Below are 20,794 nucleotides of genomic sequence, written 5' to 3'. Positions count from 1 at the left end.
AGTATGCCTATTTTACAAATTAAAGATGTGACAAAAGTGTACGAAGGTAAAGTAACGCATCGTGCATTAAATCAATTGAGCTTTGACGTGGAAGAAGGCGAGTTTTTAGCTGTTATGGGGCCCTCAGGAAGCGGTAAAACGACATTACTGAATATTATTTCGACCATCGATGAACCAACTAGTGGAGAAATCATTTTAGATGGAATGAATCCACATAAATTGAATGCAACAGAGCTTGCCTATTTTAGAAGAAGACAGCTTGGCTTTGTGTTTCAGGATTTCAATCTTTTGCATATGCTGACGGTCGAGGAAAATATCGTGTTGCCCTTAACATTAGATCAACAGCCGCTAGAGGTAATGGAGGAGCGTCTGGCAAGTATTGTAGAAAAGCTAGATTTAACTTCCTTCCTTCATAAACGTCCAAATGAAATATCTGGAGGACAGGCACAAAGAACGGCAATTGGTCGTGCGCTTATTCATAATCCTAGTCTCATTTTAGCGGACGAGCCAACAGGTAATTTAGATTCAAATTCTTCACGTGATGTGCTTGAACTATTAACAAAAGTGAATCAGGATAAACAAACGACAATCGTAATGGTCACGCATGATCCAATTGCAGCAAGTTATTGTGATCGAGTGTTATTCATTAAAGATGGTGAATTTTTTAATGAAATTTATCGAGATGACCGCCGTCAGATGTTTTTCCAACGTATTTTAAATGTTTTGAGCTTACTAGGAGGAGGGCAAGTAGGTGACCTTTCGACAATTCGCTTACCGTAATGTCGTGCGGAACAGCCGGATATATGGCGCCTTTTTCATGGCAAGCTTTTTTTCTGTGGCTGTATTTTTTATCTATTCCATGCTGATGTTTCACCCTGATATTGAACGTGGGATATTAGGGGAGATGTCTCTCATTGGGATGGTGGGGGCTGAAATTGTTCTCGTCCTGTTTACATTATTCTTTTTATATTATTCCATGAGTGCCTTTTTAGAAGCCAGATCACATGAATTTGCTATTTTATTGCACTTGGGAATGGAAAAACGTCAGATGAATAGACTTGTCTTTTTAGAGACAATGATTATTGGAACAGGCTCCATTATTGTAGGGATTGTCTTTGGCTTCTCCTTTTCAAAATTCTTTTTTATGATTGTGCGGGAAATTTTACATTTAGAAGATTTACCACTCTATATTTCATGGGAGCCATTTTTATTAACGATTGGTGTTTTCACAAGTGCATTTTTCGTTATTTCTTTTATTAGTGTGTATTTTACACGAGAGAGAAAATTACGAGATCTTATAAAAGGCAGTGATTATTTAAATAGCTTAACAACGTATTCCAAAATACGAGCTTTCTATGGTATTGCTTTAATTGTAACAACGTATATTCTCGCGTTTGTTGTCGGACATACATCACTAATCGGGCTAACGCTATTAATACCATTTTCCGCAACATTTGGCACCTATTATTTTTTCAGTGATTCTGTGCCTTGTTTTTTAGATTTAGCACGTGGGAAACGCAAATATCATTGGCAACGCTACCGTCTACTATCGCTAGCAGAACAAACGCATATAATGATGGATAACGTGAAAATGTTTTTCGTTGTGACGATGGTATCGACGCTTGCATTTTTATCTGTTGGTGTTTTAGCAACGATGTCCTCCTATACAACGCAATATGATCGATTAAATCCACTCGGGCTGGTTTATAAAGGGGATGTCGATAATCCATATGAACGGGAACATATCAATTCTTTAAGGCTGCAATTAGAAGAGAAAGGTTTATCTTATCAGCTATCCCGTTTTATTGTTGTGAAGCAAACCTCCTCTTTCACTCTAAATGAAGTGGAGGTTTTTCGAGAGTCCGATATGAATGTTCTGCTTTCTTCCTACAGTTATCCATTATTAAATCTGGAAGCAGGAGAGGCAGTATTCATTCCTTATTCGGAGGATTCCCTAAAAAAGTTAAAAGATCGAGTTGTGCATACTGTTTTAGAAGAAAACAATATACCGCTCACTATTGATAGTGTCTATCCAAAAATAGTGTTTCCAGGCTCGATTGTCAGTGTCAATTCGATTGTCATTAGTGATGAAGACTTTGCGAAGCTTATTCATCCGATTTCTGATCAAGACATTATTCAACCAAGCTATCATCTATTTACATTTGTTATTCCTCAATGGATGGAAACGAAGGATATCGGTAAGGATATCGATCATCTAGAATCCAATTTATATTTTATTAAAAAGGATAAGTTTAGCCCTTTTTACTTTGAAAATGCAGGATTAAATTATTCTTATATACTAGCTACCTACTCATTATTTACATTAGTGGGTGTCTTGGTAGCCACTGTATTTTTACTTGCGGCTGGAAGCTTTATCTATTTTAAATTGCATACATCCCTCGAACGTGAAAAGCGTAAATTTGATGTATTAAAACGTATGGGTTTAACAGATACGGAGTTAAAAAAGCTGGTTAATCGGCATTTGTTTCCTCAATTCTTCTTACCTTGGGGTGTTGCGATGATGCATAGTGCCTTTGCTTTTCTAATGGTTCAGGGTATTTTAAGGGACATTGCGAATATATCGATTGTAAAAGAAGTATTCTTTGCTTTTGGCTTTTTTGTATTAATACAAGTGGTTTATTTTTATTTAATTCGATGGCGCTATATCTCCCATATTCGCTCATGAAGTAATGGTTTAAAAGAGAAAAAAATGAATTATTTAACGTAATTTATGACATGAGATAAAAAGACTCATTGTTTTTTAGATATATTTCTTATATAATATTACTGAATAACGATTCATTTTATACGATAAGGGGATGGTGTAATTGAATTTAGTTTCACGTGTTCGTCAACAGGCAACAGAACAACCTGAAAAAGTGGCGTATCATTTTATGGGGAAAGATACGACTTACGGGGAATTTGAGCATACAGTTGGCCGCTTTGCAAAGGGATTACAAGATTTAGGCGTTGAAAAAGGGGATCATGTGGCGTTTTTACTCGGCAACACGCCACACTACTTAATTGCCCTCTATGCAACAATGCGCTTAGGGGCAACAGCAATACCTGTTAATCCAATCTATACACCGGATGAAATTTCTTACATTTTGCATAATGGAGATGTAAAAGCAGTCATTGCTCTGGATATGTTGCTACCATTGGTTGAAAAAGGTGTACAAGCATTTCCACAAGTAAAAACATTTATAGTTTGTGAAACCACGCCAGATATAGCGGAAAAAGTGGCAGCTTTATCACCACAAGCACAAGAAAAAACACATTTATTTACACATGTAATCGCCAAAACCACTGAATCTTTACAACCTGTTGAAGTTGCAGAGGATGACAATGCTATTATTTTATATACTTCAGGAACTACAGGTAGTCCAAAGGGAGCCATGCTGACACATGGCAATGTTTACTCAAATGCACGCGATGTGGCGCATTATTTAGGCATTAATGCAGAGGACCGTGTTATTGCGACACTACCTGTCTTCCATGTATTTGCCTTAACGGTAGTGGTGAATGCGCCTTTATTAAGTGGGGCAACAGTTTTACTTACACCACGCTTTAGCCCTAGCGAAATTTTCGCTTTAGCTCGAGAGCAAAAAGCAACGGTATTTGCTGGTGTTCCTACTATGTATAATTTCTTGTACCAATTACCTGAAGGCAATCCTGAAGATTTCTCGACAATTCGTTTAGCTATTTCAGGTGGTGCCTCCTTGCCTGTTGCGCTATTACATAATTTCGAACAGAAATTTAATGTGCGAGTGTCAGAGGGCTATGGCTTATCTGAAGCTTCACCCGTTACATGTTTTAACCCATTAGATCGTGATCGTAAAGCTGGCTCTATTGGAACATCCATTAGCAATGTCGAGAATAGAGTGGTCGATGTTAATGGTCAGGAAGTACCTGTGGGCGAAGTTGGAGAGCTAATTGTACGTGGTCCAAACGTGATGAAGGGATACTATAAAATGCCTGAAGAAACGGCGATGGCGATTCGTGACGGCTGGCTCTATACAGGAGATTTGGCAAAGGTAGATGAAGAAGGGTATTTTTACATTGTCGATCGTAAAAAGGATATGATTATTGTAGGGGGCTTTAATGTTTATCCTCGTGAGGTGGAGGAAGTGCTGTTTGCCCATAATAATATTGTAGAGGCAGCGGTGGTAGGCTTCCCAGACCCTAACTTAGGGGAAGCGGTACATGCCTATGTTGTGTTGAAAGAAGTAGCTGCTACTACAACAGATGATCTACTATCCTATTGTGCTAAACATATGGTGAAGTATAAGGTTCCGAAAGTAATTGAAATACTGGATGAACTACCAAAAAACACAACAGGAAAAATATTAAGACGCTCATTAAAAGAAAAAGTTTAAACGAGAAAAGCTACTATTGAAAAATGGTAGCTCTTTTTTTGTACATTATTCGTATAATAGTAAAATCAGTTGAGAGTAGATGTCTGTAAGTGATAAAATCAAACTTGTGAAATCTTCTACATACTTTTCAAGAGCTTGTCATATAGTGAGGAAGTAATGTAAAAAGACGTACAAAACTGGAACCCTTTGAGGTGAAGCCACGTCAAAACTTTTAGGTAAAAATACTATTGAAAGAGAGCATACAAAAACATGTTAGAACTCATTAAGGAGTTAATAAGTTTTATTGTGCATATCGATGTGCATTTAGAAGAAATTATTCGTGATTTTGGCAATTGGAGCTATCTTATTTTATTTGCGATAGTTTTTGTAGAAACAGGGGTTGTTATTTTCCCATTCTTACCTGGTGATTCCTTGTTATTTGCAAGTGGAACATTAGCTGCGGCAATGGGCGCATTCGATATGTGGATTTTAATCCCTGTATTTTTAGCAGCAGCTATTTTGGGCGATACGATGAACTATCATATTGGTCATAAGGTAGGGACATCTATTCCGCCAAAGAGCCTCCTCGGTAGAGTTGTTAAAAAAGAGCGTATGGAAGCAGCTGAAAAATTCTTTAATACACATGGTGGGAAAACGATCGTAATCGCACGTTTCATGCCATTTATTCGTACATTTATCCCGTTTGTGGCGGGTGCAAGTAAAATGAAATATAGTTATTTCTTATTTTATAATATTTTTGGTGCAATTTTATGGGTATTCAGTTGTACATTATTAGGTTACTTCTTTGGGAATATTCCAATTATTAAAGATAACTTCTCAGTTGTCCTAATTTTGATTATCATTATATCCGTTGTGCCAGCAGTGATCGGTGCAATAAAATCCAAAGTAGGTAAATAATATGGACAGTCCTTAAGTGATTCATCATCACGGGGACTGTCCTTTCTTTTTTATTGGCTGAAAAAGCCAAGTTGGCATGTTAAGTTTAGCTTGAAGTATAAGCATCAGGTCGTAAAAAATGTTATACTATAAATTACTAGAAAATGGAGAAATGGGGGGCAATGGAATGGAAGTATTCATTGGCAGACAGCCTATATTTAATCTTCATGAGCAAGTCGTTGCATATGAATTGTTATACCGTAGCAAAAACGTAAATGCCTTTCCGATGGTCGATTCAGATGCAGCAACGATTGATGTACTTGTGAACTCATTTCTTTCAATTGGTTTTGAAGAGGTAACGAAAGGGAAACCTGGATTTGTTAATTTTACTGAAAACTTATTGATGAGCTCTATACATGAATTTTTAAATCCCTCACAGGTAGTGATTGAGATATTAGAGGATGTTCCACTTACCTCTCAATTAGTGGAGCGTGTAATTGAGCTAAAAAAACAAGGGTTTCAAATTGCCTTGGATGATTTTATGATGGATGATCAAGTGAAAGTTTATGATGAATTATTTGAACAAATTGATTATATAAAGGTGGATTTTTTAGCTTCTTCCATCGTAAAAAGAATGGAAATCGAAAATAAAGTTAAGGAGAAATTTCCACATATTCAGTTGCTCGCTGAAAAGGTAGAGACGCGTCATCAATTTGAAGTCGCTAAGTCCTCAGGCTATGTGTTATTTCAAGGTTATTTTTTTGAACAACCGCAAATAATACGAGCAACAGACATTCCAGCAAATGCGATTCAATATATTCACATTATCTCCCTACTAAAAGAGGAAGAACCAAATATTCATTTGCTAGCAGAAAATATTGAACGAGATATTTCATTGACATACAAATTATTGCAAATGATTAATAACTCATCTAAACGTTCTAAATCTAAAGTGCGCTCCATCAAGCAGGCGATTGTGTTATTGGGCGTATCGAATTTACGAAAATGGATTTATTTATTGGCCATGCGTGAAATTGATATTGATGCTGATTCCGATCTTTTTAAAGAAGTGATGTGTACGTCTTTATTCCGAGCTAAGGTTTGTGAAAAACTAGCTAAGCTTGCTTATAAAAAGAATTTCTCAGAATATTTTTTAGTCGGCATGTTTTCTCTAATTGACACATTACTTCAAAGACCGATGAATGTTATTTTACAGCAACTACCATTCTCGGAAGATATTACGAATACCATTTTAGGCTTTGAAACGGAAATGACTCCTTATTTGGAGTTTAGTATTGCGTTAAGTAAACTTGATTGGCCGCGATTAGAAGAGCTAGCTGTACAGTTGAATATACAGTTAGTTGACATTGATCTTTTATATTATGAAGCCATCGAATGGGCAGAAAAATCATTTTAAACCAATCAACAAAAGCTATCTTATTGATTCATGTAAGATAGCTTCTTTTATATTTCCTCACCATAGTATCCCTTCATCATGATGAAGTTCTCAATGCTAAAAGTATTTGCTATAATCATCTCGTCTTAAAAAAATTCTGATAGTTGAAGTGGGCGTGGGGAAATGAAACATGATGTGAGAGATAGCATTGTGGAGTATGTGTATGTCATTGTAGGAGCGGCAATAATTGCTATTGGTTTTAATGTCTTTTTATTACCAAATCAAGTCGCTTCAGGTGGGGTAAGTGGAATAAGTACGATTTTGCATGGTTTATTTGGTTGGAATCCGGGAATTGTTCAATATGCATTTAACATTCCGCTTTTTATTGCTGGTGTTTTATTACTGGGCAAAAAATTTGGAATAAAATCCTTTATTGGGACAATCACATTACCTTTTATCGTCTTATTGACAAATAGCTGGGAGCCCTGGACTGATAATCCTTTATTGGGTGCTCTTTTTGGTGGAATTATTGTTGGTCTAGGAATAGGACTGGTCTTTAAGGGGAATGCTTCAACTGGTGGCACTGATTTACTGGCGCAAATCATTACGAAGTTTACAGGATTGTCGCTTGGAACAAGTGTGCTGTTAATAGATGGCGTTATCGCAATTAGTGCAGCAATTGTTTTTGACTTAGAAAAAGGTTTGTATGCTCTGATTGGACTTTATGTTACCACAAAAACGATTGATATTATTCAGCTAGGTTTTAGTCAGTCTAAAATGGTCTATATCATTACATTGAAACAAGATGAGGTAAGGGAAGCCATTTATGCTGAAATTAATCGTGGTGTAACGAAGTTACCAGCAATTGGAGGATATACAGGAGAAGCACGACCAGTTCTAATGGTTGTTGTTTATCAAACAGAATTCACAAAGCTGAAACAACTCATTAAAAGCGTTGACCCATCAGCGTTTGTTATCGTTTCTGATGCATATGAGGTATTAGGAGAAGGTTTCAAACGTGCATAATTTTGGTATAATGGCGGCGTAAGGTATTTATTACGAGGAGGGGTACTAATGAAAAAAGCAATGTTAACATTAGTGTTCGGATCAGCAATCTTCTTAGCTGCATGTGGCGGCGGAGATAAAACTGCATCTAATAATGGTAATGAAAGTGCTACAGAGCCAGATGGCGAAGCAATAGCGATGAAATCTTGTGTTACTTGTCATGGTGGCGAGCTACAAGGTGCAAATGGTCCAGCATTAAATGATGTAGGTTCACGTTTGTCTGAATCAGAAATTTTAGATATTATAAATAATGGTAAAAACGGCATGCCTGCAGGACTAGTAAAAGGTGCAGATGCTGAAGCTGTTGCTAAATGGTTAGCAACGCAAAAATAATTGCTTTTTAAAAACTAGCGGGCTGGAGAGCCGCTAGTTTTTTTTAGTGCAAGTAAACGCTGTATTGAGAGTAAATACATTTCTTTTACACATAGACATGCTAAAATAAGATGAACCTTATCCATTGATTGGAGGCTTTTTCATTGGTCGTAGTATTAACAAGAGATGTTATGGAGAAATTTAAATTAGAGTTATTAGCTGGTGAAGAAGGAATAGGCAGGACAATTGTGACAAGTGATATCTCAAGACCAGGGCTTGAAATGGCAGGATACTTTACTCATTATCCAGCAAATCGAGTACAATTGCTTGGCAAGACTGAACTTTCCTTTTTTGAAATGCTCCCAGCAGATGTTAAGCTTGAGCGTATGCGTTTACTTTGTTCACAGGATACACCTGCTATTATTATTTCTAGAGATTTAGAAGTACCAGAGGAGCTTATTCAGGCCTCAAACGAAAAGCATGTACCTGTGTTTAAAACACATATGACAACAACCAAATTTTCGAGTAGATTGACGAACTACTTAGAGGGGCGCTTAGCTCCAATGACAGCAGCACACGGAGTACTTGTCGATGTGTATGGCATTGGAGTGCTTATAATCGGTAAAAGCGGCGTAGGTAAAAGTGAAACAGCACTTGAGCTTGTAAAAAAGGGTCATCGTTTAGTTGCTGATGATTGTGTTGAAATTCGTCAAGAATCAGAAAACCTATTAATCGGAAGCCCTCCACCTTTGTTAGAGCACTTATTGGAAATACGAGGCATTGGCATTATTGACATTATGACACTCTTTGGTGCAAGTGCAGTACGCCCCTATAAACGTATTACCCTCATCATTGAGCTCGAAATATGGGATCCACAAAAAGTTTATGATCGATTGGGCTTAGAAGAAGAAAAAATGAAAATAATTGACACGGAACTAACAAAACTAACAATTCCAGTAAGACCTGGACGCAATGTCTCCGTTATTATTGAAGTGGCAGCGATGAACTATCGTTTAAAGAAAATGGGCGTCAATGCGGCAGAGGAATTTTCAAGGCGTTTAGATGAAGTAATTTCATCAAATGATGTGTTAGACGATTAAAAAGCGAACAACATTGTTCATGACATATTGAGAGGAGTAGAAGATGGATTTATTACTATTGCAAATTGACCCGATTGCCTTTCATTTAGGACCAATTCCAGTTCGTTGGTATGGATTGCTGATTGTGTCGGGAATCATTTTAGCCTATGTTGTAGGGCAAAGAGAGGCAGTTAAGAGAGGTTTGCCTGAAGACTTTCTTGCAGATTTATTATTATGGGCAGTTCCTATATCTATTATCTGTGCACGTATTTACTATGTGTCAATGCGATGGGATTACTATAGCGAAAATCCAGGCAAAATCATAGAGATATGGAATGGTGGTATTGCCATCCATGGTGCACTCATCGGGGCATTTGTCACAGCTTACATATATACTCGTATAAAAAATGTAAGCTTTTTACGAGTAGCAGATATTGCAGCACCTAGTATTTTAATCGGGCAAATTATTGGTCGATGGGGCAACTTTATGAACCAAGAGGCTTATGGTGGCGAGGTATCGAAAGCATTTTTAGAAAACCTAATGCTCCCAGACTGGATTATTAATCAAATGTATATTGAAGAATTAGGTTCATATGTTCATCCCACTTTTTTATATGAATCGATTTGGAACCTAGTTGGGCTTATTATTTTATTAGCTTTGCGTAAAGTGAACTTACATCGAGGAGAAATATTCTTTAGCTATTTAATTTGGTATTCAATTGGTCGTTTCTATATCGAAGGAATGCGCACAGATAGCCTTTACTTAGTGGGAGATTTACGTTCAGCACAGGTTGTATCCATTATTGGTATTGTAGTTGGTCTAGGTGCAATTATTTATCGTAGAATAAAGGTAAAACCAGCCGTAAAATACTTGGATAATAAATAAGGGGTTGTAAAAGATGGCTGTTAAGGCACTACTATTTGATTTTGATGGGACTTTACTAAATACAAATGATTTAATCATTCAAACATTTATGCATGTATTAAATGAGCGATTTCCCGGGCAATATTCGCCAAAAGATTGCCTGAAATTCATTGGTCCATCATTGAAACAGACATTTAATGACATTGCACCAGGTGAAGAAGACGATTTGATAGAGAGGTATCGCGCTTGGAATATTGCACACCATGATGACCTAGTCAGCCAATATCCTGATGTTGTGTCGACTCTAGAGCAGTTAAAAGCTCAAGGTATAAAATTGGCTATTGTTTCGACGAAACGTAATGAGACAATCGATCGTGGACTTGCTATTCTTGGTGCAACGCATCTATTTGATGTGCGTATTGGTACAGATGATGTGAACAATGTGAAGCCTGATCCAGAGCCAGTATTGCTTGCGTTGGAACGATTAGGGATAGAAAAAAACTATGCGATTATGATTGGTGATAATTCGCACGATATTGAAGCTGGACATCGTGCTGGTGTTAGAGCAGCAGGTGTTGCTTGGGCAATTAAGGGAGAGGCTTACTTACAGCAGTATCAACCAGAATATATGTTGCAGCATATGTCAGATTTATTTGATATTGTGAAAGAGGGGTAAGGTAGATGGCGCGTAAAACAGAACGTTATCGTGTCGAAGGAGCCAATTCACTTTGGAATATATATGACACGGTGTCCTTTTGGAAGGTGATGAAGTGTTTCATTGTCATTCAAATCGGACGCTTCACACCATTTTTACGTGTGAAAAACTGGCTATATCGTACTTTTTTAAACATGACTATTGGTAAGCAAACGTCATTAGCCTTAATGGTCATGCCAGATACCATGTTTCCTGAACGTATTTTCATTGGAGACAATACGGTGATTGGTTTTAATACAACCATTTTAGCGCATGAATATTTAATAGAGGAATATCGCTTAGGTGATGTTCATATCGGAAATGAAGTAATGATAGGGGCAAATACAACCATTTTACCAGGTGTAACAATCGGTGATGGTGCCATTGTTTCAGCAGCCACTCTTGTCCATAAGGATGTGCCAGCAGGCTGTTTAGCAGGGGGTAATCCAATGCGAATAATTTATACTGCTGCACAAATGACAGAGCGCAAACGTAATGAGGCTGTAGAGTGGTGTCCACCAAAGAAATAAAAAAACTCCCGTAGTATAGAGATATACTTCGTGAGTTTTTTGCATATAAAGCTACTCCAAAAACACTAGTTTTGGAGTAGCTTTTACTGTTTAAGCAAGAACTGCGTCATAATCTGATTTGAATTCACATGTGTCATGATCACCTAGGCAAGTTGTTTCAACAAAAGTTGATTTAATTGCAGTCCCATCAATGTCTTCAGTTGTGTGAAGTGTTACCTTGTCACCAGGATAAAACTAGCCTTTACAAATACTAACGATCATTTGCTCACTAAGTTGTACGAATGGACATGCCATAATAAATCCCTCCAATGTGTAATGTATATGGTTCTTTTTGTTATTAATGCTATTCTATATTAGTTTTTTTGGAGTGTGAAAAGAAAAATAGAATGAGAGTAATAATCAATAAAAAAATTGATATAAAAGCATTCTTGATGATAATGAGATTGAGATTCATTTTAAGTGGTTGGTTAAAAATGATTATATAAATATAATTATTGGTATTGAGAATACTCTAGTGAAAACTCTTTATTTTTAACAATGATTTGTTAAGAGAGAATCATTATCAATTTTTAGCGAATACTTTAAGTTATTAAAAATTGATTTGTCACAATTTAGACATACTCTCGTTCTTACTAAAGTATTTTGTCAAATTTTAAGTAAAATGAGTCATGCTTTTTTTGCAAATCTTTTCAATTCAATGTGTATAATTAACAGAATAATAAGTTTTTAAAGATTTCGATAATTAATGAGGATATCGTTGACTGTATTATTGAAATAAGTTAAAATTCTTTCATAATCTAATTCTCTAATACTCTAGTGAATTAAAGTAAAATGTGAGGAAGTGTCCATATGTCGTCGATAAAAATGTTTGAAAAACCACTTGGAATGCGCGATACATTCCCGCAAATCTATGAGAAAGTTGAAGCAGTTAGACATGCTGGCAGAGACTTTTTATATAAAAGGGGTTATGAGTTTATTAAAACGCCTGCGGTGGAGTATTTCGATACAGTGGGAAAGGCTTCAGCGATTGCTGATGCTCATTTATTTAAGCTAGTGGATAGCCAAGGAAATACATTAGTGCTGCGACCAGACATGACTACACCAATTGCTCGAGTAGCTACATCGAAACTATTAAAGGAAATGATCCCACTACGTCTTGCTTATTTTGCAAGCGTTTTTCGGGCCCAGGAAGCAGAGGGAGGCAGGCCTGCTGAGTTTGATCAAATGGGAATTGAGTTAATAGGTGATCAATCAGTTTTTGCCGATGCAGAAGTTATTGTAACGGCAATGGAGCTATTAAAGCATTTTAAATTGGAAGAGTTTAAAATCACAATTGGACATGCTGGTATATTAAATTGCATTTTACAAGATTACACAGAGAGTATCGAACAGCAAATAACGCTTAGAACATTGCTTGTCCAACGAAATTACGTAGGGTTTGAAGAAGCCGTAGCGTCATTTGATCTACCAAAAGCTAAATCCGATGCCCTCTTACAATTTATTGAAGAAGCCATGAATGTCAGAGATATACGAGATATTGAAAAATATGTCCGTAAAAATGATGCATTAGAATATATGCAACAACTAGCTCAACTACTTGAAATGGCTGACTTAGCTGATTATGTAGCTTTTGATTTCACACTTTCGAGTCATATGAGTTATTACACAGGTATGCTATTTGAAGTATTTGCTGTAGGAAGTGGCTTTCTATTAGGAAATGGTGGTCGTTATGATGGCTTGTTAGAAGTTTTTGGTTCCAAGGTTGGTGCTACAGGATTTAGTATTCGTGTGGATCGTTTATTAGAAACATTAAATGGGCAGTCAGTGAAACGACAGGAAGCAACAGTTGTTCTTTTTGAAGAAGAACAATTTGAGGCAGCTTTACTAAAGGTTAAAAATTTACGAGCATCAGGAAAATTAGCTACTTTGCAGTTACGTAGTAGTCTAGTCGATGAGGCGGCCTTTTTAGCATACTTTACAGAAGTGGTGGTAGTTGGACAGGAGGAAGTTGGCGGTGAATGAATTAACGATTGCAATGCCCAAAGGAAGAATCTTTGAAGAGGCATATCAAATGTTGTTAGAGGCAGGTTTTAATTTACCAGAAGAAGTAGAAATGTCACGTAAATTAATGATTGAAATACCAGAGGAAAAAATTCGCTTTATTTTATCAAAGCCAATGGATGTTCCTGTCTATGTTGAACATGGTGTTGCTGATATTGGTATTGCTGGTAAGGATGTTTTGTTAGAGCAACAGCGAGAGGTGCACGAATTACTTGATTTGAAAATTAGTAATTGCTATATCGCTTCTGCAGGCCTACCAAACACCTCCATGAATGAGATTGCGCCTAGAATTGCTACGAAATATCCGAATATTGCCATGAAGTACTACAAAGGCATTGGAGAGCAAGTAGAAATCATCGAGCTCAACGGTTCTATTGAATTAGCACCAATGATTGGCTTAGCTGATCGAATTGTCGATATTGTTTCTACAGGTCGGACATTAAAAGAGAACGGCTTAGTAGAATATGAATTTATTACTGCTGTCTCTTCTCGATTAATTGCAAACCCTGTAAGTTATCGTATGAAAGGTGAGCGTATTATTGATCTCGTGAAGCGATTAAAGAAATGTGTGAATGAGCAAAAAAGTAATCATTTGTAGCTACATATGAAGGACTAAAGGGGATTCATCCTATGAAAATAACAAAGCTTGAAAAAGGCATTTCCTTAAAAAGACCACTTGAAGGAGGAAATGAGGAACAAATAAAAGTTGTACGACAAGTGCTTTCGGATGTTAAGGCACAGGGAGATGCGGCGTTACGCACATATACTGAGCGATGGGATGGCTATGTCCCTAAAAGTTTACGTGTCTCTGAAGCAGAAATACAAGAAGCAGTAAGTGAACTCAATCCTCAACTATATAAGGACTTAGCGGAAGCAGCAGAAAATATTCGTTTTTATCATGAACAACAGATGCGTTCAGGGTATCGCCTAGAACTGGGAGATGGTTCTTGGCTAGGCCAACGGGTAACTGCTTTAGATGCAGTAGGACTATATGTTCCAGGGGGGACAGCAGCCTACCCTTCATCGGTATTGATGAATGTGATACCAGCGCAGGTTGCAGGGGTGAAACGTATTGTTATTACTTCACCAGCAGGGCCGAATGGGAAACTACCAGCAGGTGTACTGGTGGCGGCTCACCTTTTAGGGATTGATGAGATTTATAAAGTTGGTGGGGCACAAGCAATAGCTGCACTTGCCTATGGCACGGAAACAATTTCCCCAGTTGATAAAATAACAGGCCCAGGAAATATTTATGTGGCACTTGCCAAACGTGAGGTATTTGGAGAAGTGGCCATTGATATGATTGCAGGACCGAGTGAAATTGCTGTGCTGGCTGATGACACAGCCTATCCTGATGAAATTGCTGCAGACCTTTTATCACAAGCAGAGCATGATCCACTAGCTTGCGCCATTCTTGTCACAACCTCCGAGCAATTAGCCAAAAAAGTAGCTGAGGAAGTAGAGAAGCAGCTGCTGAACTTGCCGCGTCAAGAAGTAGCTCGTGCTTCCATAGAGAAATTTGGGGTAATTTATGTAGCTGAAACGTTGGCAGATGCAGTGGAAGCCATTAATTCATTAGCACCGGAGCATTTGGAAATTGTGACGGCAAATGCAGAGGCGCTAGCTGAGCAAATTAGACATGCTGGTGGTATTTTTATAGGTCGGTATAGTTCTGAGCCAGTTGGTGATTATTTTGCAGGGACCAATCATGTACTACCAACCAATAGTACGGCTCGTTTTGCAAGTGGCTTAAATGTTGATGATTTTGTGAAAAAATCAAGTATTGTTTACTATAGTGAAAAAACCTGGAGAGACAATGCACCAAAAATTGCACGTTTAGCGCGTATGGAAGGCTTAGAGGGCCATGCTCGTGCAGTGGAATCACGTGGATGGGAGAAGGAATAGGACGATGACAGAAAAGAAACGATATGCAAAGATAGAGCGTACAACGAATGAAACGCAAATTTCAGTAGCAATTGATTTAGATGGTGAAGGCAAGGCAGATATCCAAACAGGCGTTGGATTTATGGACCATATGCTTGATTTATTTATTAAGCACGGACTATTTAATGGCACAATACATGCAAATGGCGATACTTATATTGATGATCACCATACAACAGAAGACCTTGGTATTGTATTAGGACAGGCTGTTCGAGAAGCACTTGGTGATAAGAAAGGCATAAAACGCTATGGTAACGCCTTTGTACCGATGGATGATGCACTAGCTCAGGTAGTTGTCGATTGCTCGAATCGACCTCATCTAGAGTATCGTGTGCCAGCATTAAAAGAAAAAGTAGGAACGTTCGATACAGAATTAGTTCATGAATTTTTATGGAAGTTTGCCCTTGAGGCAAGGATGAATGTTCATGTAATTGTTCCTTATGGACAGAATACACATCACATTATTGAGGCAATTTTCAAAGCATTAGCACGTGCGATTGATGCCGCAGTGGAAATTGACCCGCGTGTTAAAGGCGTACCATCGACTAAGGGGCTGTTGACGTGAAAATAGGTGTCATTGATTATGGAATGGGTAATTTATTTAGTGTGGAGCAGGCTTTAAAAAGGCTAGGCTGTGAAGTTATTATAACGGCTGATGAGAAGGCGTTAGATGCAACTGACGCACTTTTATTACCTGGGGTGGGTGCATTCCCTGATGCCAGAAAACGTTTAGCTGAAACAAACTTAGATCAATATTTACAGAAGGCACAAAGAGAAAACCGTCCTCTTTTAGGAATTTGTCTAGGTATGCAATTATTATTCGAGCAAAGTGATGAGGTAACCCCAACAAAGGGGCTAGGGTTTTTCAAGGGGTGTATTAAACGCTTTAGCGGCATCCAAGACAGCCAAGCATACAGAGTACCACATATGGGTTGGAATGAACTGATTGTAACAAATCGTCCTGCATGGTTACACAATGAAGTATCAGCGAAGCATGTCTATTTTGTTCACTCCTTTTATGCAACAGATATAGGAGAATCAGAGCTTGTTGCCTATGCTGATTACTATGGCATTAAAGTACCTGGTATTGTGATGAATGGTTCTGTGACTGGCATGCAATTTCATCCTGAAAAATCAGGGGAATTAGGTGTTTATTTATTAGAGCAATGGTTGAAAGGTGTGAAGGCATGCTAACAAAACGTATTATCCCATGTCTTGATGTGAAAGAAGGTCGTGTTGTAAAAGGTATACAATTTGTTTCTATTCGAGATGCAGGAGATCCAGTGGAGCTTGCGAAGTTCTATGATGAACAAGGAGCAGATGAGCTTGTATTTTTAGATATTTCTGCTTCACATGAAGGTCGAGAAACGATGGTAGATGTCGTTCGTCAAACAGCGGCTACGCTTGCCATACCCTTTACTGTTGGCGGAGGCATTCGTACGTTGGAGGATATGAAGCGTATTTTACGAGCAGGTGCTGATAAAGTTTCAGTGAATACATCCGCGTTGGAAAGACCTGCCCTTATTCAGGAAGGCTCTGATTACTTTGGCGCACAATGCATTGTTGTAGCAATCGATGCTCGCTATAGTGAGGAAGATAGCACATGGATGGTTTATACACATGGTGGACGCAACAAAACCTCTTGGTCAGCCATTGAGTGGGCCAAAGAGGCTGTACGCTTAGGAGCTGGTGAAATTTTATTAACAAGTATGAATCAAGATGGAGAAAAATCAGGCTTTGATTTAGCCTTAACCAAAGCAGTGCGTGAAGCTGTGACAGTCCCTGTGATAGCTAGTGGTGGGGCGGGACATGCCGAACATTTTTACGAAGTATTAGCACATGAGGTGGATGCAGATGCTGCACTAGCAGCCTCCATCTTCCATTATAAAGAAACAAGTGTAACGCAAGTAAAGGAATACTTACGTGAAAAAGGAGTGGCAGTAAGATGATAGAGAACATTCAATTTGATGAGAGAGGTCTTGTTACAGCTGTAGTACAAGATGCCAATACAAAAGAGGTATTAACAGTAGCTTATATGAATAAGGAGTCATTAGCTAAAACAATTGAATCAGGGGAAACTTGGTTTTATTCTCGTTCCCGTCAAGAGCTTTGGCATAAGGGAGCAACAAGTAGCCATACACAACAAGTGATTTCAATCAAAGCGGATTGTGATCAAGATGCGTTAATAGTAGAGGTTCTACCAACAGGTTCAGCATGTCATAATGGGACAATTTCTTGCTTCACTGAGGTTATTCAGCAAAAAGAGAAGGTAGGCTCTGTGGACATCATTTCTAAACTTGCCCGTGTCATCGAAAAGCGAGAGCAGGAAATGCCAGAAGGAGCGTACACTACATATTTATTTGATAAGGGCATTGATAAAATCTGTAAAAAGGTTGGGGAAGAAGCAACAGAGGTGGTCATTGGAGCCAAAAACCGAGATGCTGAGGAAGTAAAATGGGAGGCAGCTGATTTAATATATCACCTACTCGTATTATTACAAGAACAAAAAGTAAGCATTTATGATGTTCTACATGTGTTGGAAAAACGTCACGAGGAGAAATAACAGCATATTATTGATTGTGTGGTATAATAGGAGTTACTGTGTAAAGGAACGTAGAATACGTTCCTTATTTCTTGTTTCGGAGGAAATATATTGGAAAAGAAACGTCAAAATGAGACTCAATCGAATATAGTGTCGTTCATTCCAACAGGCGACTATTATTATAAGAAATCAATACAAGCAATGAACAGTGGACAAATGAATAAAGCCTATAAATATTTACAGCGTGCGGTAGATTTAAGTCCCGACGATCCAATGATTATCTTGCAGTTAGCCATAGTAGAGTTAGAAGGTCAACGTTTTGAGGAAGCGTATGATCTACTTCGACGCGCCTATCAAATTGATCCAGATAATCCAGAAATCATATTTTACATGGCAGAAGTATCAGGGTGTGTGGGCATCATGCATGATGCTAAACGCTTTGCAGAAGAATATTTAAAGCTAGAACCTGAGGGTGCTTATGCGGATGAAGCAGCAGAAATATTAGAGTTTGTCGCTTTTGAGCAAGATGATTTTGAAGAGCTTGAAGGCTCTGGTGAGGATTTATATCGTCAGGAGCAAGCTCGTCGTTGTATGGAAAAGGGAGATTTTCCTGAAGCTATTACTATTTTAGAAGATTTAATTGAAGATCGACCAGCATTTTGGTCAGCCTATAATAATCTAGCACTCGCTTATTTTTATGTTGGAGAAGAAGAGCAAGCAAAGGCTCTCTTGCATACAGTGCTACGTGAAAATAAGGGCAATCTACATGCATTATGCAATTTAACGGTGATTGCGTATTATGAAAAAAACGAAGAGGATTTACAAGAACTGTTAAATGTTCTTATTAAAATTCAACCCTATACTTGGGAGCATCGTTATAAACTTGGTGCTACCTTAGCCTTAATCGGCCAATATGAATTAGCCTATAAATGGTTGCGCAGTATGCAAAAGAGAGGCTATGTAGGAGATGCAGGATTTTACTTTTGGCTGTCACATGCTGCTTATTTCTCAGGACATGAGGAGATTTCGAAAAGTGCATGGGATCAGCTACTAGAGTTAGACCCAGACAAAGAGGGCTTCGAACCTTGGCGCCAACAAGAAAATGAATATGGACTTGATGCATTGGAGCATGATCGTGATTTTATTGTTGAAAAATTAGAGAGTACTTATACAAGTGAGCGCATTTTTGGTTTATTTTTACTGAAAGGTACAGCGCATAAGCAAGAAATTATCGCCCATCCGAAATGGATTAATATTGAACAATTTGGCTCTTTTGAAAAATTGTTTTTGGCTTATGCACTTGGACATGAATTTGATAAGAAAAATAAAGTAGAAGCAAGCTTTTTACGATCAGTACAGGTTTCAGAAATTTTATTAGAACAGTATGGAAAGCTATCATCATTAATTGTACCGATGTTTCAAATGTGGTTTGTGCTATGTGAACAAGCGTTAATAGAAAATTATCGTTTTACAAATCCAACAGCAATTGCAGGAGCAAATGATTATTTATTCAGATCTTCGCAAATGCTTAAAGTGACAAAAAAGGAAATTGCACAGCAATATGGAGTATCTGTATCTACTTTATCGAAGTATATTGACGAAATCTTAACGTATTTGCCAAACAGTCATGATTAATGTGAGCAACATAGTTGAATAACTTTATACTTTCACATACGATGAACATACTAACGCTATCACCAATTTTTCCTTAATGTCATTGATCTTCTTCTATAGATGACGTTGCGTGAATTGGTTGAATGAAGATAAAAAGTATTCTGTTTAGGGGGAAGTATTTATGTCGGAAGAAAAAATTTATGATGTAGTAATTATTGGTGCAGGTCCTGCTGGGATGACTGCCGCTGTCTATACATCTCGTGCAAATTTGTCGACTTTAATGATTGAACGTGGCATTCCTGGTGGACAAATGGCAAACACAGAAGAAGTAGAAAACTACCCAGGTTTTGAGACAATCTTAGGACCAGAGCTTTCTACAAAAATGTTTGAGCATGCGAAAAAATTTGGTGCTGAATATGCCTATGGTGATGTCACAGAAATCATCGATGGAGAAGAATATAAAACAATTAAATCAGGTGCAAAAGAATATAAAACACGTGCCATTATTATTACCACTGGTGCAGAGTATAAAAAAATGGGTGTGCCTGGTGAAAAAGAACTTGGTGGCCGTGGTGTCAGCTATTGTGCAGTATGTGATGGTGCATTCTTTAAACAAAAAAATCTAGTTGTCGTAGGTGGCGGAGATTCAGCTGTTGAAGAGGGTGTTTATTTAACTCGCTTTGCTGATAAAGTGACAATTGTCCACCGTCGCGATAAATTACGTGCACAAAAAATTCTACAAGATCGTGCCTTTGCCAATGAAAAAATTGATTTCATTTGGAATGCAACTGTAAAAGAAATCAATGAAGCGAATGGTAAAGTTGGCAGTGTAACACTACAATCAACTATTGATGGTACAGAATCTGAATTTGCTACAGATGGTGTCTTCGTCTATATAGGTATGCTACCTTTAACTAAACCATTTGAGTCATTAGGTATTTTAAATGAGGCTGGCTATGTTTTGACAAATGAAACGATGGAAACAAAAATCCCAGGTATCTTTGCAGCTGGAGATGTTCGTGAAAAATCACTTCGTCAAATTGTAACAGCAACTGGTGACGGTAGTATTGCCGCACAAGCTGTTCAACATTATGTAGAAGAGCTATTAGAGAAAATTAATGCCTAATATGGCTATTTTAAGGAAAAAAATACAATTTTAATGTGGTTTTAATATTGCTGTAACTTGAATGACATATAAAAGGTGTATGATTAAAAATGTAATTAGCAATCCCCCTTTTATTTTGTTTAGTAGGTTGTTTCCGCCTCCAATAGGTGGGAGCAACCTACTTTTTTTGTGTAAAAAATCAAATAATAATATCACGAAATACGTAAATTTTGCGCAAGATGAAGTGGTTATCTTTAAATAGAACTAAATTGTTAATTGTCTGCGTACAAGAGTTGTAAATGAGGACAAAACTTACAAGGTCTTGTTATAATGAA

20 protein-coding genes are annotated in these 20,794 nt (G+C 37.7%); all 20 read left to right on the top strand.

Features of this window, described 5'->3' with window-relative positions; genetic code table 11:
• Positions 1 to 3: 3 nt before the first annotated feature.
• The 20 genes from NP781_RS18080 to trxB all read left to right on the top strand — a co-directional run bounded on the left by NP781_RS18080 (position 4) and on the right by trxB (position 20,480).
• Positions 4 to 780, top strand: coding sequence for an ABC transporter ATP-binding protein (locus tag NP781_RS18080; protein ID WP_004230460.1), 777 nt, complete (start codon positions 4 to 6; stop codon positions 778 to 780).
• On the top strand, positions 752 to 2,686 hold the full coding sequence (locus tag NP781_RS18075) for an FtsX-like permease family protein (protein WP_257520513.1): 1,935 nt from the start codon (positions 752 to 754) through the stop codon (positions 2,684 to 2,686). The genes NP781_RS18080 and NP781_RS18075 overlap by 29 nt, the downstream gene beginning before the upstream one ends.
• 142 nt (positions 2,687 to 2,828) lie before the next feature.
• A complete protein-coding gene (locus tag NP781_RS18070) occupies positions 2,829 to 4,376 on the top strand; it encodes a fatty acid--CoA ligase family protein (protein ID WP_257520512.1) in 1,548 nt (515 codons plus the stop codon).
• A gap of 249 nt (positions 4,377 to 4,625) precedes the next feature.
• On the top strand, positions 4,626 to 5,273 hold the full coding sequence (locus NP781_RS18065) for a VTT domain-containing protein (protein ID WP_004227966.1): 648 nt from the start codon (positions 4,626 to 4,628) through the stop codon (positions 5,271 to 5,273).
• A gap of 166 nt (positions 5,274 to 5,439) precedes the next feature.
• Positions 5,440 to 6,669 carry an EAL and HDOD domain-containing protein gene (locus tag NP781_RS18060; protein ID WP_221681167.1) on the top strand — a complete coding sequence of 410 codons (1,230 nt, stop codon included), beginning with the start codon at positions 5,440 to 5,442 and terminating at the stop codon, positions 6,667 to 6,669.
• A 162-nt stretch (positions 6,670 to 6,831) separates the two neighbouring features.
• A complete protein-coding gene (locus NP781_RS18055; RefSeq protein ID WP_221681168.1) occupies positions 6,832 to 7,674 on the top strand; it encodes a YitT family protein in 843 nt (280 codons plus the stop codon).
• 48 nt (positions 7,675 to 7,722) lie between these two features.
• Entirely contained in the window at positions 7,723 to 8,046 is a 324-nt protein-coding gene (gene cccB, locus NP781_RS18050; protein WP_004227972.1) for a cytochrome c551, read from the top strand.
• 143 nt (positions 8,047 to 8,189) lie between these two features.
• Positions 8,190 to 9,125 carry an HPr(Ser) kinase/phosphatase gene (gene hprK, locus NP781_RS18045; protein ID WP_004227974.1) on the top strand — a complete coding sequence of 312 codons (936 nt, stop codon included), beginning with the start codon at positions 8,190 to 8,192 and terminating at the stop codon, positions 9,123 to 9,125.
• A 43-nt stretch (positions 9,126 to 9,168) separates the two neighbouring features.
• Positions 9,169 to 9,990 carry a prolipoprotein diacylglyceryl transferase gene (gene lgt / locus NP781_RS18040; RefSeq protein WP_221681169.1) on the top strand — a complete coding sequence of 274 codons (822 nt, stop codon included), beginning with the start codon at positions 9,169 to 9,171 and terminating at the stop codon, positions 9,988 to 9,990.
• Between the two features lie 13 nt (positions 9,991 to 10,003).
• Positions 10,004 to 10,645: a pyrophosphatase PpaX gene (ppaX, locus tag NP781_RS18035; protein WP_257520511.1), complete on the top strand. Its 642-nt coding sequence runs from the start codon at positions 10,004 to 10,006 to the stop codon at positions 10,643 to 10,645.
• A gap of 5 nt (positions 10,646 to 10,650) precedes the next feature.
• The gene (locus NP781_RS18030) at positions 10,651 to 11,193 is read left to right on the top strand and encodes an acyltransferase (protein WP_257520510.1); all 543 of its coding nucleotides are present in this window, start codon (positions 10,651 to 10,653) and stop codon (positions 11,191 to 11,193) included.
• Between the two features lie 849 nt (positions 11,194 to 12,042).
• Positions 12,043 to 13,215 carry an ATP phosphoribosyltransferase regulatory subunit gene (locus NP781_RS18025; protein WP_221681171.1) on the top strand — a complete coding sequence of 391 codons (1,173 nt, stop codon included), beginning with the start codon at positions 12,043 to 12,045 and terminating at the stop codon, positions 13,213 to 13,215.
• A complete protein-coding gene (gene hisG / locus NP781_RS18020; RefSeq protein ID WP_004227990.1) occupies positions 13,208 to 13,852 on the top strand; it encodes an ATP phosphoribosyltransferase in 645 nt (214 codons plus the stop codon). The genes NP781_RS18025 and hisG overlap by 8 nt, the downstream gene beginning before the upstream one ends.
• 32 nt (positions 13,853 to 13,884) lie before the next feature.
• Positions 13,885 to 15,159 (top strand): histidinol dehydrogenase, encoded by a 1,275-nt coding sequence (hisD, locus tag NP781_RS18015; RefSeq protein ID WP_221681172.1) that lies wholly within the window; start codon positions 13,885 to 13,887, stop codon positions 15,157 to 15,159.
• Positions 15,160 to 15,163: 4 nt separating this feature from the next.
• On the top strand, positions 15,164 to 15,763 hold the full coding sequence (gene hisB, locus NP781_RS18010; RefSeq protein WP_004227994.1) for an imidazoleglycerol-phosphate dehydratase HisB: 600 nt from the start codon (positions 15,164 to 15,166) through the stop codon (positions 15,761 to 15,763).
• Entirely contained in the window at positions 15,760 to 16,392 is a 633-nt protein-coding gene (gene hisH, locus NP781_RS18005; protein WP_221681173.1) for an imidazole glycerol phosphate synthase subunit HisH, read from the top strand. The genes hisB and hisH overlap by 4 nt, the downstream gene beginning before the upstream one ends.
• Positions 16,386 to 17,147, top strand: coding sequence for an imidazole glycerol phosphate synthase subunit HisF (gene hisF, locus NP781_RS18000; RefSeq protein ID WP_257520509.1), 762 nt, complete (start codon positions 16,386 to 16,388; stop codon positions 17,145 to 17,147). Before hisH ends, hisF begins: the two co-directional genes overlap by 7 nt.
• A complete protein-coding gene (gene hisIE / locus NP781_RS17995; RefSeq protein WP_257520508.1) occupies positions 17,144 to 17,761 on the top strand; it encodes a bifunctional phosphoribosyl-AMP cyclohydrolase/phosphoribosyl-ATP diphosphatase HisIE in 618 nt (205 codons plus the stop codon). The genes hisF and hisIE overlap by 4 nt, the downstream gene beginning before the upstream one ends.
• 90 nt (positions 17,762 to 17,851) lie before the next feature.
• Positions 17,852 to 19,375: a tetratricopeptide repeat protein gene (locus tag NP781_RS17990; RefSeq protein ID WP_257520507.1), complete on the top strand. Its 1,524-nt coding sequence runs from the start codon at positions 17,852 to 17,854 to the stop codon at positions 19,373 to 19,375.
• Positions 19,376 to 19,535: 160 nt separating this feature from the next.
• Positions 19,536 to 20,480 carry a thioredoxin-disulfide reductase gene (gene trxB / locus NP781_RS17985; RefSeq protein WP_221681177.1) on the top strand — a complete coding sequence of 315 codons (945 nt, stop codon included), beginning with the start codon at positions 19,536 to 19,538 and terminating at the stop codon, positions 20,478 to 20,480.
• The last annotated feature ends 314 nt before the right edge of the window (positions 20,481 to 20,794 follow it).

This window comes from Lysinibacillus sp. FN11, assembly GCF_024628845.1.
In the GTDB taxonomy this organism is placed as follows: Bacteria; Bacillota; Bacilli; order Bacillales_A; family Planococcaceae; genus Lysinibacillus; species Lysinibacillus capsici.
This window is presented reverse-complemented; position numbering and strand designations above follow the sequence as displayed.

Excerpts from the sequence above, each read along its gene's own strand:
- NP781_RS18080 (WP_004230460.1), top strand. The coding sequence starts at position 4 with ATGCCTATTTTACAAATTAAAGATGTGACAAAAGTGTACGAAGGTAAA.
- NP781_RS18065 (WP_004227966.1), top strand. The coding sequence starts at position 4,626 with ATGTTAGAACTCATTAAGGAGTTAATAAGTTTTATTGTGCATATCGAT.
- NP781_RS18060 (WP_221681167.1), top strand. The coding sequence starts at position 5,440 with ATGGAAGTATTCATTGGCAGACAGCCTATATTTAATCTTCATGAGCAA.
- NP781_RS18055 (WP_221681168.1), top strand. The coding sequence starts at position 6,832 with ATGAAACATGATGTGAGAGATAGCATTGTGGAGTATGTGTATGTCATT.
- cccB (WP_004227972.1), top strand. The coding sequence starts at position 7,723 with ATGAAAAAAGCAATGTTAACATTAGTGTTCGGATCAGCAATCTTCTTA.
- lgt (WP_221681169.1), top strand. The coding sequence starts at position 9,169 with ATGGATTTATTACTATTGCAAATTGACCCGATTGCCTTTCATTTAGGA.
- ppaX (WP_257520511.1), top strand. The coding sequence starts at position 10,004 with ATGGCTGTTAAGGCACTACTATTTGATTTTGATGGGACTTTACTAAAT.
- NP781_RS18030 (WP_257520510.1), top strand. The coding sequence starts at position 10,651 with ATGGCGCGTAAAACAGAACGTTATCGTGTCGAAGGAGCCAATTCACTT.
- NP781_RS18025 (WP_221681171.1), top strand. The coding sequence starts at position 12,043 with ATGTCGTCGATAAAAATGTTTGAAAAACCACTTGGAATGCGCGATACA.
- hisD (WP_221681172.1), top strand. The coding sequence starts at position 13,885 with ATGAAAATAACAAAGCTTGAAAAAGGCATTTCCTTAAAAAGACCACTT.
- hisB (WP_004227994.1), top strand. The coding sequence starts at position 15,164 with ATGACAGAAAAGAAACGATATGCAAAGATAGAGCGTACAACGAATGAA.
- hisF (WP_257520509.1), top strand. The coding sequence starts at position 16,386 with ATGCTAACAAAACGTATTATCCCATGTCTTGATGTGAAAGAAGGTCGT.
- hisIE (WP_257520508.1), top strand. The coding sequence starts at position 17,144 with ATGATAGAGAACATTCAATTTGATGAGAGAGGTCTTGTTACAGCTGTA.
- trxB (WP_221681177.1), top strand. The coding sequence starts at position 19,536 with ATGTCGGAAGAAAAAATTTATGATGTAGTAATTATTGGTGCAGGTCCT.